Below are 13221 nucleotides of genomic sequence, written 5' to 3'. Positions count from 1 at the left end.
AGTCTATACAGATTTCCAGGCTGATTCTCAATATTTATTTCTAACTGATTAAGATTTCTTTTCTAACGCGATGATGATGACGGTCGTAATGATAAGAGCCATCCCGACGATGCCTAAAATGCTGAACTGATTTCCCAAGAGGATCCACGCAAAAAAGGCTGCCGAAATCGGTTCAACGGAAGATAAGATGGATCCCTGTACGGCACCGATGCGCTTGACCCCTTCAAGATAGGAATTAAAGGATACGATCGTTCCGAGAAATATGACGGAAAAATATCCTAAGCCGGTCCAGGCATCCCACGTTGCAGAGGATTCAGGCTGATGAAATAAAATCCCTGCCGCAATGCCGCTGAGGAACATCCCGAATCCTACAATCGGCAAGGTGCCGTACCGGGCCAGCAAATGCACCGGCGATACGCTGTAAACGGCTACGCCTACGGCAGATAAGAGCCCCCATACGAGTACATCGAGACGGATGCTTTTAGCGGAAAACCCGTCATTACCGATAAGGCAGATGATCCCCACCAACGCTAAAATAACGGATATGACCTCGCCCCGTGTAGGATGTTTACCGTAGCGAAACACGGCGTACAGAATGATCATGGACGGCGCCAGATATTGAAGGACCGTTGCAATGCCCGCACCGGCCAACAGAATCGCGTTAAAGTAGGTATACTGACACATGCCCATGCCTAAGATACCGAAAATCAGCAGCTGCATCGTATCCCGGCGACTCCTGAATACGTCGAATATTCGGTTACCGTCGCGAAACCACGTGTAACATACCGTAATACCTCCGGCCAAGATAAGCCTCGTCGTGACGAGCCACTCCAAGTTCATGCCTCGGCTGTTCCCGAGAAACTGGACGGCTGTTCCCGACACGCCCCACAGGGTGGCCCCCAGTAATGTCAATGCGATACCAACAACCTGATATCGGTTCATAATACTCCTCCTACCGGCCTAACGTAACAACTGATACACACGAGTTCATATAGGCGACACACATTACACACTGAATATTACAGGCAAACCGTTGGAAAACTCAATCTTATAACAAAGATACGTGAACCTTAACTACTACTTTACGAATATCGATCGGTTTATCATTCACAGCCAACAGAGGTCGATGTATATCCGACGGAAAAAAGACGGTGTAATACCCTTCCGGACAATGAATCATGCCCTCATCGACGGCTTCATTAGGATAAAAATAACAGTCCCGATCCGGATAGGATTCAACGGGTTTAACTTTACCTCGGTCCACAAAGAACCCCATATGTTCCTCACCGCACACCATAAACTGTATATCCACATAGTTTTTATGCGATTCCGGCTTGGTTTCTTCAAATAACTTCGTTTTCACATCATCCACATTGGCGTACATCAGATCGCCTTCGATAGCATGACGGCCCCCGGATAATGATTTGAGGTCCGTAGTCTTCAGAAAATCAAGGGCCCGCACAATAGCCGCGGGATATCCCATTTTCGTATAATCCGCTTCAATGGAAGAAAAAAACATATATAACATCCTTTCAAAAGGCAACCCGGTATTACGTTCAATCATAATATATTTATAGTAGCATATATACCGGCAAGGGACTAGCAAATATTAACATAAAGCCCTCCATACGCTACATATATGGAGGGCCTCGTAAAATACTATTCAAATTTATGACTTACTGTCAATTATTATGCTTATGAAATTGTGTATTCAATTGTCAGTTTAAAAACTAAAACTAAATCATGAACATAATCAAATCTTATTCTCGATTTTTGAAAGCAGCGATAATTTCTTCGGCTTGCTTATGCGGAACCTCTTCATAGCTGTAGAACTGTCGATTGAATACGCCCTGCCCTTGCGTCATCGAACGCAATACAGTAACATAATCCGACATTTCCGCCAACGGCACTTGTGCTTTGACCACGGATATACCGGTTCTTTCACTTTGTTCCATGCCTAATACACGACCTCGTCGACTATTTAAATCGCCCATGATGTCACCCATGAAAGCATCCGGTGCAAACACGTTGACCTCGTAAATCGGCTCCAATAGGACCGGTTTCGCCTTCGGAATTACATCCTTGATGGCTTGTGACGTAGCTACTTTAAATGCCAACTCCGAGGAGTCTACACTGTGGTACGATCCGTCCAGGAGTGTCACCTGTACACCAATCATAGGATAGCCTGCAATTAGACCTTTATCCAGGGTTTCTTTGGCGCCCTTTTCCACCGCCGGAATATATTGCCGTGGTACAGCACCGCCAAAAATCTTGTCTACAAAAGCAAAGTCGCTTCCATCATATAATGGATCCACTTGAATCTTAACATGCCCATATTGCCCATGACCGCCACTTTGTTTTTTGTATTTAGATTCTGTTTCTGCAGAACCTTTTATCGTTTCACGGTATGGAATGTATGGAGGTACAAGTTTCGCCTGTACACCGTATTTACGGTCCATCTTATTAAGAATATGTTCCAAATGCACCTCACCCATACAGTCGATCTGTAATTGGCGGGCTTCCGCATTTTTCACAACTACACAAGTAGGATCTTCCTCTGCTACTTTCATCACCGCACTTGCTAATTTCTCCTCCTCACCCTTTTTCACCGGTTCCATAGCCACAGTGTAAAGCGGTTGAGGGAAGCGAATTGCATCGTACGTCACTTTGAACTCGGGAGCGGTCAATGTATCCCCTGTCTTAGCATTCGGCAATTTCGGTATCACTACGATATCCCCGGCTTTGGCAGCGGAAACAGGAATCTGTTGCTTCCCTATAAGGGTAACCATCTTGCCCCATTTTTCCTCTACTCCTTGGTTCACATCGAATAGTCTATCACCTTCCTTGAGTTCCCCTGAGAAGATTCGTACAAAGCTTTGTTTTCCTGCGAACGGATCTAACAGCGTCTTGAATACGAAAGCAGTTAACGGTTTATCTACATGTACTGCCCGCTGTTCGCCGGTTTCCGCATCCGTCGCGGTCATCACTTTTTTCGTTGCATCCGGCATATAGCGGATCATCCGATCCAACACCTGATCTAAACCAATCCGAGATGTGGCGCTGCCACACATGATTGGGCATACACGGCCACTAATCATCCCTTCGCGTAGCCCCTGGCGAATTTCCTCTAACGTTAATTCTTCACCTTCTAAATATTTCTCCAACAGTTCATCGCTACCTTCGGCCGCGGCTTCTACGGTTAACTCCCGTATTTCTTGAGCCTTTTCAATAAGATGAGCCGGTACAGCAATCTCTGTCGGTTGGCCGTCCTTGTAAGTAAACGCAGTCATTTTCGCTACGTCTACGACGCCTTCGAAATCGGCGCCTTCACCAATAGGAATCTGCAACGGCATGATGCCCTTGCCGAATAATTCCCACATTCTTTCAATAGTACCGAAGAAATCGGCACCATCTACATCCATTTTATTGATAAATGCCATACGAGGCATTTGTAATTCTACAGCATAATCCCACGCGCGCACCGTATCCGTTTCAACACCGGACGTAGAGCTCAATACCATCAACATACCGTCACAGGCGCGCAATGCGGCACGAACTTCGCCATGGAATTCATTATAACCCGGCGTATCCACGAAATTAACCTTGTGGTCATGCCATTCACAAGGGGCCATGCCCAACTGAATGGTCACGTTACGCTTAATCTCTTCCGGTTCAAAGTCCATAATATGCTTATTATCTTGACCGCGGCCGACAAAATCGACGGCACCGGAGGTTAATAACAAAGATTCCACAAGAGCAGTCTTCCCCGCTCCATCATGGGATACGACAGCTACATTTCGAATTCGGTCACTACTATACTCTTTCATCGGAATCGCCTCCTTATTGGCAAATTACGCTTTTGCTATACTATTTCGACGTTCCTTTGTAAAAGTCCTCTTTTCCGATCAAAATTATTTTTTATTGTAAAAATTAATTCTCATCGGTAATAGTTTATGTAATCCCAAAACAGTAGAAAGGTCACCTATACGCTCTTACTCCTCATTCATGATATGGTTGCACAAATATAGGTGACCTTTTTATAGAATAAACTAACCGCTTACAAACACGACAAAAGACGATCCGTACATATGCCGCCACCTCAGGGACGCGGAGCAAACATGCACGGACCGTCTTTTCAACAATAATACATCAAATAAAATTTTTTATAATTATCTGCCGACTAATGAGGCGCAACCGTTTAATAAAGCTATAAATAATGCATAAATAATAAGAATGATAAGCGAAGTAATCACACAGGCCAGGAATACTTTCAATTTTGACAACATGACCTGTTTTCCCATCAGCGCCAAGGATACCCAGATCATGATGACAAGCATACCTATAAAGCTGATAGAAAATACAACCACAAATAATGTGGGCGCATCGAAGAAGCCTACTAATATACCTGCGGAAATGGCAAGCAGTACATAAAATGCCGTCCCAAACAGTACGCCATAGCCTTCCAAGTACCAGTTAACTTTCATAACCGCATTGACATTATCGGTACCGCCCATTTTCTTAACAACCCAGTTAAAAATATAAGAATAAATAGCTACACCGATAAACGACAGCAAAATTCCTAAAAACCAAATCAAAACGAAAGCTACACCGGCAAAGGTAAGGACCATAAGAAAAGTATTCGTGATCTCGTTACGTGGCAACAGGGGAATGAGCATCGTGCCGAATAAAGCTAATAACAAATAAGGAATGGCCCAGAAGAAAACCGTGCACCAAAAGCCCTTTTTCAAAGTGCCGAATTCAACAATTTGATCAATCCCCTTCGAAAAAGGATGCACCAACAGCTGAAAAAAATCCGAGTACCATTTTGTTTCCATAATATTCTCTCCTTTTATGCTATACAACACATAACATCATCATGCCGTATACGACTCATATGAACAGTGAACTAAAATGTTCCGGTTCTTTTCCCGTAATGTTTGGAGTCCCCGTTCTGTTTCCATCCCACCGTATCGCCGATGGACATAACGCGGCGCGTTAGGCAGTCCTTACATTGTTCCGCATTATCGTCCACACATGGTTTATTATCGTACAGCAAGTATTTTGCGCGGTGTTCGGGAATCGTTATGATGGGCATCAAGATATTCGCCCCTGCGGCAAGGCCTTTTTCGCGCCCCAGTTTATCGAGGGCCTGTAGAGCCGTAGTGGCCGCAATATTTACATCTTTCAAAAATAGACGGGTCAATGCGATCATCTTAAGTCCCAGCTGAACGCGGCGCAATTTACCCGCTTCATCATCGATACCCAGCGCAAGGGCCTCCCGGCCGAGCGGCGTATCATGATGCACCACATAAGGTCCCATACCGATCATGTCGATATCCATATCGCGATAAAACAGAATATCATTGACTAAATCCTCTTCCGTTTGTCCCGGCAGTCCGATCATGACACCCGTGCCCACCTGGAATCCGACGCGACGCAGACGGCGTAAGCATTCCACGCGCGTCTCAAAAGAGTGCAATTCATCGTGGGGATGAATTTTATAGTATAATTCTTTATTCGTCGTTTCAATGCGCAATAAGTAGCGGCTTGCGCCGGCTTCGTGCATACGACGGTACGCCTCTTCCGACTGTTCTCCGACACACATGGTAATCCCCAAAGAGCCGTCACCGATCGCTTTAATATCGCGAATAAGTTCCACCACATAGTCGACAAATGCATCATCACAGCGCTCGCCGGATTGCAAGGTAATCGATCCGTATTCATGATCGTACGCCCATTGCGCCATTTTGATGATGTCCTCCCGATTCATATCAAATCGTTCGGCCTTATCATTTTCCCGGCGGATGCCGCAATAGTTGCAGTTCTTTATACATCGATTCGAAAACTCGATAAGACCGCGATAATATGCCACAGGTTGCACATATTTCGACTTCACTTCGTAAGCTTTCTTATAGATCAATTGCAACTGTTCTTCATCGGTTACGGACATGAGAAACCGCAACTCATCTTCGGTCAGTGCGGCATCGCCGACGAGATCTTTTGCTAAAATATCCTGAACCTGCAATCAATCACTTCCTTTCATAACGAACCGTCATCGATTCGCTTGGTATCGTAATGGATTCAATATCCGTCACACATGTAAATCCATTTATTTCACGAGGCAAATCACACACATGCTTCACCTCACGCATCAAACAATCATGCGCCATCATGCCGCGACTCATCTTGGACGACGTGCTCATCTGCTTATAGGCATCGCCACGAAGCTCCCAGAATTCCGCGATTACAATCTTCGGATGATCCAGCATTTTAGCGTATTCTTTTGATGCTAAATTCAATATCCAGTCTTCTTTGTGAAAGTAGTCCTTCACCGCATCACACCATGTATCGTAAAGGTTGATACCGATTTTATCCACCATGTCGAGGCGATAATCGCGAATCCCCATGTGAGGTTCTACGATGCCATACAACGCGGACAATATGACGAGATGACGTTCACCAAACCGCTTCGCCCGATCGGACAAGCCGAGCCAGTTCAAATATTTAAACGCGATGCCGTCATAGCTCTCACCGGCATGCCCCACGGGATACTCCTCATGTCGCTGATAAAAGTCATGTACCGCCGCGGCCTTATCGCCTTTCAACTTGAGCGCCTTCCCCAACGTTTCTACATCAAGGGTTTTCACGTGATCTAACACGGATGCGGTAATCTGCGGATGGAACTGAGCGCATATATCCTCCACATGTGCGCTAATAGTCTTGGTTTTACTAGGAGAGAGGACGATTTTCATTCGCTATTTCCGCCTTGATAGATTCCTCTGTAAGGTTATCGATAAGCTCCGGATTCCACAACATGAGCGGTACCGCTACCACGTGAGTCGCTTTCATTTCCTTACACAATTTAATACACTCTTTGAGGTATAGAGACTCGTCATCAAGAAGATCGCAAACGATAACCACATGACGTCCCTTGAGATTTACACCTTCATAATCGATGCTTTCAGCGGACACGGTGAGCATCCCTGTTTCCAAACGACCTTCGCTCATGTCCCCGAGTCGGGTCATCAATACATGTTCAAGCAAGGTCGATAGCGGAGTCACAACGCGACCGATGCCGATGAGCGCCTCCGGTTGAGCATGGACGATGATTGTCTTCTTACGTTTATCCGTTCTGAAATCAACGAGAGCCTGCTCAAGTGCCGCATAAAATACAAACAGTTGCCATGGGTCGAAAGAACCCGTCTGGAACATGTCGATAATCGTACCGTCATCATCCATATTGAGACGTGTCAATAATTCCTCCGCAATATCATTTACAACGATGCTGAAGTCGGATTGAATAGGTTCTTGTACATTCTTTTGATCTGCCATTAATTCCTCCTGAATAGGATATATAATACTGCGCCGGTCGGCGCCGTCACAAACTTTTCTTTAATCTTAATTGTAACATATTTCGCGTCATCGTTGGGATACCGAGGATACACTTTTCACATGAACTATACGTTGACTACATGTCATGAATATATCTTTTGAAAGCATTCCTGCCGAAGAACACATACGGAGTGTAAAAATGGACCGCCGAAGCGGTCCATAAATTACTTGCACTTAAACATATACCTGAAATGATATGCACATAGCATTATATACTTAAAATTACATCTATTTGAAAGTACATATAGATAAAATTACATGTACTTATTACATGCTTTCACCGTTCTGAACATTATCCATCAATATACAATTAATCAGCCCATTATGAGTAAATAGATATTCATAACAGTGACGATAATCCCGATGCCCCACAGTACAATATTTGTAAATGTTCGATTTACATATTGCCCCATAATATGACGGCTGCTGGTCATGTACAGTTGCAGAAATATCGTAACAGGCAGCTGCAGGCTCAAAAACATTTGAGACACCAGTAAGGCTTGGAATGAATCCGTTACAAATATGATGAGCAGCAGCGCCGGAATATACGTCAAAGACAATCCCAGACGACTGTGAAAGTCATTCATATCATAGGATTCGCCAAACATGCCCGCAAAAATACTCGCACCGGCCATGCCCGCCGTCGCGGATGATGCAAATCCGGCAAAGAGAAGCGCCAATGCAAAGATGGTACCCGCTGCGGGTCCGATTAAAGGGCGCAATAATTCCTCGGCCTGTTCCAGTTCCGTCACCTCTATGCCGTGAGAAAAAAAGACAGCTGCCGCCAATAAAATCATAGCGGAATTAATCATCCAGCCGATGCCCATCGAAAGCAATGTATCGAGAAATTCATAACGCAATTGTTTCTTTATCACCGTCGGATCCTGCGTATTGAACTGGCGACTTTGAATGATCTCGGAGTGCAAAAATAAATTATGCGGCATAATAACAGCGCCCAGAATACTCAAAATAACGAGCATCGATTCATTTGGAATCTGAGGATTCACCCATCCGATACCGGCCGCCGCCCAATCCACATGAACCATATTGACCTCTACCACATAGGCCAATGCAATGAGAGACACAAAGCCGGCGATGATACGCTCCAGCTTACGATACGAATTGGTGATCAGCATAACCGTACAGATCAAAGCGGTCAAGATGCTGCCGATCAGCAACGGTATGCCGAAAAGCATCTTCAAGGCTATCGCCGCACCGATAAATTCAGCCAAAGCCGTCGCCGCAGCAGCGATGCCGGCCGTACTGAGCACAATGCGGGAAACCCAACGCGGCAAAAATTCATAGGCGCATTCCGATAGACATTGGCCGCGGACTATGCCTAAATGCGCTACATTATGTTGCAGTAAAATGAGCATAATTGTGGACAGTGTCACCACCCACAAAAGTTGATACCCGAAACTGGCGCCGGCCGCCAGATTGGCGGCCCAGTTGCCCGGATCAATGAAGCCGACGGTCACGATAATACCCGGACCGATATATTTAAAAACTTCACTCACATGCTGTTTACCGTTTTGATGAACGGTAAACAATTGTCGCTTTAAAAAATCAATCATCCTAACTCCCTAAGTAAGGATTATAGAGTGAACTTCATCTCCGTTCTTGCACGCGCATCGGTTTTAGCCTTACCGTTTTTGGAATCGCTGTAACGGATGCGAACATCGCCGCCTACTTTAACGCGGGAATCATCAATTTTAAAATGTTTCATTTTTTCCTTGATCTGTTCATCCGTCAACGCGCGCTCTTCAGGCTTTGCCATTTCATCATTAGCCTTATCGAGAGCCTCCTGTTGCGATTCGCTTACGCGATACTCCTTGCCCGACGCTTTAGCCTTAGCGGCGCGTTTCTGGTCCGCTTTTTGCCGACGTTCGTCCGTAACTTTCTTATCCCGTGCGATACGATAATCCATTACATCACGCATGTTTTCTTGATAAAGGCGCAATGCAAACTGGCGATCATTGTCATTCATCTGTTCCCGTTTTTCCACGACCTCATCGATAAGCGGCATCAATTCATCCTTTGTATAGCTCGTGCCATCAAAGGCCAACCCATGAGTATCCGTGATAGAACCATGTTTAATCAACGTTTTCAATGCCGTATACGTCCAATCGTTCGGAGTTACCACATCGGAGCTTACACTATGTCTGGAGTCGGAAGCGCGTACCACCTCCGTGTCAGCGCTGACACCGTCCACCATAGGGCGAGCACTAGGAATGGCGATACTTTCAGCATGAACGGCCCCCAGAGAAGCGGTTACACAAAAAGCCCCGACACCTAATGTGCGGCAAATCATTTTCAATCGACGTGTATATGTTGTATTCATAAGAGCCTCCTTAAATTAAATTTGATACAATCTATTATAATAACTCCCTTATGTATACGTCAACTCTATAACCCTTATACACTTCTGTCATGAGGTAACAAGCCTTGCTATCGCCGTAAAATCCTAAGATAAATTAAAGCGACACCACAACCGATTACCCCATTACTACACAAATATACAAAAAGACCCCACATCAAGCGATGTGAGGTCTCAGCATGGCGGAGGATTAGGGATTCGAACCCTAGCGACGGTAACCCGCCCTAACGATTTAGCAAACCGTCCTCTTCAGCCTCTTGAGTAATCCTCCATGCTTTACTGAGTAATCATATCATACTCAGCAAAACATCGTCAAGATTATTTCAACATGGATTCGATGAACCAGATTTGTTTTACATAGTACTCAATATGGTCTTCCATCATGTTGGAAAGCAAGAAGTTATCTTCTTCACCTGCCGCTTCACGAATAGCTGCAGCCTGATCTTTCATATATTTGAAATCCTTCAACAGAATCTCGATTACCTTATGTTGAGGAACATCTTCCTGACCCAATTCGCCGATTTTTGCCAATTTCGCATATTCAACGGAGTTAACCAACGGGAATTCACCCTGCATTTTCACATGCTCAGCTACCGCATCAAAATAGTCAAACGCTTCATCATAAATGGATTCCAAATATTCATGTATAGATTTAAACTGTGGACCTGTTACATTGAAATGTAAATTATGCAATTTTACGTTCCATACGGAAAGATCTGCTAAATATTGATTTACTTGTGCTACGTTTTTCATAATAAATTCCTCCATTCTTAATCAATTCTCAATTACCATGTATAATAAAAGACTTATACATTCAGTTGACGTCTATGCCATTAACTCTTTTTATTTAATTTGTAATCAATATTGATTACATTGTAAGTATAACAATAATAATTATCCGTGTCAATATATAAAAATCTTTATCATCAAAAAAAATAACCTATTACTATAAGACCATTTAATCCTATAGCAATAGGTCAGTATATAACCATCTGCGCAATTTAAATATAATATTCTATATAATCATCCGGCACCTTCTTTTCCTCCGAGGTCGCTTTATTATTTGTATTAAGTCTGGACTTTCGAACATACATATTTTCAGGATCTGTTTCGAAGATGACCATATCCTGAGGTATATCGTGCTTAATGACGAGGTTACAGCCGATTTTAGTGCGGGCACCGATGGTGATGTCGCCCAAAATTTTCGTCCCCGTACCGATGAGAACATCATCCTCAACCGTCGGATGTCGTTTCACTTTTTTAGATGACATACCACCGAGTGTGACCTGGTGAAATAATGTCACATTATCCCCGACAATAGCGGTTTCACCGATAACAACACCCATACCGTGATCGATAAATAAGCCGCGTCCGATGGTAGCGCCCGGATGGATTTCTATGCCCGTCACATGACGTGAATGCAAAGCTATACGACGCGCTAAAATAGGCCATCCCGCCTTATAGAGGCGATGTGCAAAGAAATGCCAGAACAGCGCCGTTATGTGAGGATATGTCCAGATAACCATCCACACACTGGTTGCCGCAGGGTCCGAGTCCATAACACGCTGAATATTATATTTGATTTTTCCCCATAACTCGCGTAGACCTTGCATCACAGGTACTCCGTTTCTTCCTACAAATTTTTACTTTATGGATAGATGATAAAAAACGTCCTCAGGAAAATCCCAAGGACGATATTGTGGTTCCACCTTGTTATCCACTATGCACAGTGCATATGCCTTTGTGCACTCTGATTACCCATACTCTAACACCTGAAAGCAGCCATTGTCAAGAGAATGAGAAGTACTTTTAAAACCCTAAAAAAGCAGGAAATAACTAGGTTCATCGATTAACTTGTAATTGTCGTTACATCGTAGGCCATGACACCGGGACTATCAGCAACCACAATGCCATACCTATCAATAGTATAGATGTCATGACCATACAAAAAACGGGAATCCCCGCAAGCCATCTGTAAAGACCGGAATCAGACAGTCTCTCAAGGGTCTGCCGGTCGTGAAACATAATGTGTCCCCATACATAACCCATGAGGAGATACGATACAAACTGAGGAGCACCGAATAATATCCACACAAGATACGGCCAGGTGCTACGAATAGGCATACGCAACAAATAAATACAGTCCGCTAAACCTTTTGCAAGATTACAGCGCCCGTTCAACATGTACTTCTCTTCCCACGAAGAGCCTTGCACGCCCTTATCAAGCTGTTCATAACGAAATGCCAGATTGCGCTCACCATGGCTAAAGTCGATAATCCTCAACTCCTGTAGAATCAGAATGACAAATAAAATAATACTGATGACTTGCCACCACTTACCGAAAACCCATGAAATATCAATTGCTAAGGGCATATACGTAGAGTAAAAATGTATCAGACAGGCCCCCAGCATATTAATAACAAATAGTATGGCAATAAATAGGCCATAAGAAATCCATGGTTTCCCATTGTCTTTCATATATTGATTACTACGAATACCGGCCATCACCACTGCGGGCTTTAATGATAACCCCAGTCCTATCAAAAAAAAGAGCATAAATGATATGATTGCGGTTATATAATGTTCTAACATAGTATCTGTACGTTACGCGCTTTATCGGTACGCTACGCGCTCAGGCTGCATATCGTGAAAATGGAGGCGCTCCTTTGCCGTCTTTTCCCACTCCGTCCCGGACTTTCCATAATTCGCATACGGATCGATGGATAAACCGCCGCGTGGCGTAAACTTACCCCAGACCTCGATATACTTCGGATCCATCAACTTCACGAGATCTTTCATGATAATATTGATACAATCCTCGTGAAAGTCCCCATGATTACGAAAGCTGAACAGGTATAACTTGAGAGACTTGGACTCGACCATGCGCTTGTCGGGTACGTAGGATATATATATGGTCGCAAAGTCAGGCTGTCCCGTCATAGGACACAAACTGGTGAACTCCGGACAATTAAACTTAACGAAGTAATCATTATCAGGATGTTTATTTTCAAATGCCTCTAACACCTGCGGTGCATAATCAGTAGGATAATCGGTTTGATGACCTAGCATCGTTACGCCTTGTAACTCTTGTTCAGATCTGCCGGATGCCATAAGGAACCTCTTTCTATATAACACAATAAAAACCAGGAAACAATTCACTTAATACTTAAATTATATCACATGGAAAACTATAAAAATGTTCATAGCCTCGTACTACGTTTATTCACATTTAGTCCTTTCATCTTTTTCCCCTTTTTCATCAAATTCATATTCACCAACCATAAACGCTTTCAACATTATTAACCAGTCGTAAACTCTCTCAATATCATCCACTAGGCATAAACACATTCAACATCATCAACTAATCATAAGTGTCTCCCACATAAATTGTATAAAATTTAAGTTTATAATTAAATATTCATCTCTTTATAGTACAGTACAAATGTATAATT

13 protein-coding genes and 1 tRNA gene are annotated in these 13221 nt (G+C 43.8%); all 14 read right to left on the bottom strand.

Features of this window, described 5'->3' with window-relative positions; genetic code table 11:
- Positions 1-48 precede the first annotated feature (48 nt).
- Positions 49-942: a DMT family transporter gene (locus tag VEHSUH05_RS00500; RefSeq protein WP_105090402.1), complete on the bottom strand. Its 894-nt coding sequence runs from the start codon at positions 940-942 to the stop codon at positions 49-51.
- 106 nt (positions 943-1048) lie between these two features.
- Positions 1049-1519 carry a NanQ anomerase/TabA/YiaL family protein gene (locus tag VEHSUH05_RS00495; RefSeq protein WP_038116574.1) on the bottom strand — a complete coding sequence of 157 codons (471 nt, stop codon included), beginning with the start codon at positions 1517-1519 and terminating at the stop codon, positions 1049-1051.
- 241 nt (positions 1520-1760) lie between these two features.
- Positions 1761-3827, bottom strand: a complete 2067-nt coding sequence (gene fusA / locus VEHSUH05_RS00490; protein ID WP_105090401.1) for an elongation factor G — start codon at positions 3825-3827, stop codon at positions 1761-1763.
- Between the two features lie 342 nt (positions 3828-4169).
- Positions 4170-4835, bottom strand: a complete 666-nt coding sequence (locus VEHSUH05_RS00485; RefSeq protein ID WP_105090400.1) for a hypothetical protein — start codon at positions 4833-4835, stop codon at positions 4170-4172.
- 71 nt (positions 4836-4906) lie between these two features.
- Complete coding sequence (gene hydE / locus VEHSUH05_RS00480) at positions 4907-6025, bottom strand: [FeFe] hydrogenase H-cluster radical SAM maturase HydE (RefSeq protein WP_105090399.1); 1119 nt, start codon at positions 6023-6025, stop codon at positions 4907-4909.
- A gap of 4 nt (positions 6026-6029) precedes the next feature.
- Complete coding sequence (locus VEHSUH05_RS00475; RefSeq protein ID WP_105090398.1) at positions 6030-6752, bottom strand: YaaA family protein; 723 nt, start codon at positions 6750-6752, stop codon at positions 6030-6032.
- Complete coding sequence (locus tag VEHSUH05_RS00470; protein WP_054674114.1) at positions 6730-7332, bottom strand: hypothetical protein; 603 nt, start codon at positions 7330-7332, stop codon at positions 6730-6732. Before VEHSUH05_RS00470 ends, VEHSUH05_RS00475 begins: the two co-directional genes overlap by 23 nt.
- A 374-nt stretch (positions 7333-7706) precedes the next feature.
- On the bottom strand, positions 7707-8966 hold the full coding sequence (locus tag VEHSUH05_RS00465; RefSeq protein ID WP_105090397.1) for an Nramp family divalent metal transporter: 1260 nt from the start codon (positions 8964-8966) through the stop codon (positions 7707-7709).
- A gap of 20 nt (positions 8967-8986) precedes the next feature.
- Entirely contained in the window at positions 8987-9733 is a 747-nt protein-coding gene (locus tag VEHSUH05_RS00460; RefSeq protein WP_105090396.1) for a hypothetical protein, read from the bottom strand.
- A gap of 216 nt (positions 9734-9949) precedes the next feature.
- A tRNA-Ser gene (locus tag VEHSUH05_RS00455) sits at positions 9950-10040 on the bottom strand.
- 47 nt (positions 10041-10087) lie between these two features.
- The gene (locus tag VEHSUH05_RS00450) at positions 10088-10522 is read right to left on the bottom strand and encodes a Dps family protein (RefSeq protein WP_054674116.1); all 435 of its coding nucleotides are present in this window, start codon (positions 10520-10522) and stop codon (positions 10088-10090) included.
- 248 nt (positions 10523-10770) lie between these two features.
- Positions 10771-11385, bottom strand: a complete 615-nt coding sequence (gene epsC / locus VEHSUH05_RS00445) for a serine O-acetyltransferase EpsC (protein ID WP_105090395.1) — start codon at positions 11383-11385, stop codon at positions 10771-10773.
- Between the two features lie 250 nt (positions 11386-11635).
- The gene (locus VEHSUH05_RS00440; RefSeq protein WP_105090394.1) at positions 11636-12361 is read right to left on the bottom strand and encodes a hypothetical protein; all 726 of its coding nucleotides are present in this window, start codon (positions 12359-12361) and stop codon (positions 11636-11638) included.
- A gap of 21 nt (positions 12362-12382) precedes the next feature.
- Positions 12383-12880, bottom strand: a complete 498-nt coding sequence (gene queF / locus VEHSUH05_RS00435; protein WP_038116615.1) for a preQ(1) synthase — start codon at positions 12878-12880, stop codon at positions 12383-12385.
- Between the last annotated feature and the right edge of the window lie 341 nt (positions 12881-13221).

The organism is Veillonella denticariosi JCM 15641 (genome assembly GCF_002959855.1).
Lineage (GTDB): Bacteria > Bacillota > Negativicutes > Veillonellales > Veillonellaceae > Veillonella > Veillonella denticariosi.
The sequence above is the reverse complement of the archived record's forward strand: the minus strand, read 5'-3'. Positions and strand labels throughout refer to the sequence as shown.

Coding starts and splice junctions, on each gene's coding strand:
- VEHSUH05_RS00500 (WP_105090402.1), bottom strand. CDS start 942: ATGAACCGATATCAGGTTGTTGGTATCGCATTGACATTACTGGGGGCC.
- VEHSUH05_RS00495 (WP_038116574.1), bottom strand. CDS start 1,519: ATGTTTTTTTCTTCCATTGAAGCGGATTATACGAAAATGGGATATCCC.
- fusA (WP_105090401.1), bottom strand. CDS start 3,827: ATGAAAGAGTATAGTAGTGACCGAATTCGAAATGTAGCTGTCGTATCC.
- VEHSUH05_RS00485 (WP_105090400.1), bottom strand. CDS start 4,835: ATGGAAACAAAATGGTACTCGGATTTTTTTCAGCTGTTGGTGCATCCT.
- VEHSUH05_RS00475 (WP_105090398.1), bottom strand. CDS start 6,752: ATGAAAATCGTCCTCTCTCCTAGTAAAACCAAGACTATTAGCGCACAT.
- VEHSUH05_RS00470 (WP_054674114.1), bottom strand. CDS start 7,332: ATGGCAGATCAAAAGAATGTACAAGAACCTATTCAATCCGACTTCAGC.
- VEHSUH05_RS00465 (WP_105090397.1), bottom strand. CDS start 8,966: ATGATTGATTTTTTAAAGCGACAATTGTTTACCGTTCATCAAAACGGT.
- VEHSUH05_RS00460 (WP_105090396.1), bottom strand. CDS start 9,733: ATGAATACAACATATACACGTCGATTGAAAATGATTTGCCGCACATTA.
- VEHSUH05_RS00450 (WP_054674116.1), bottom strand. CDS start 10,522: ATGAAAAACGTAGCACAAGTAAATCAATATTTAGCAGATCTTTCCGTA.
- VEHSUH05_RS00440 (WP_105090394.1), bottom strand. CDS start 12,361: ATGTTAGAACATTATATAACCGCAATCATATCATTTATGCTCTTTTTT.
- queF (WP_038116615.1), bottom strand. CDS start 12,880: ATGGCATCCGGCAGATCTGAACAAGAGTTACAAGGCGTAACGATGCTA.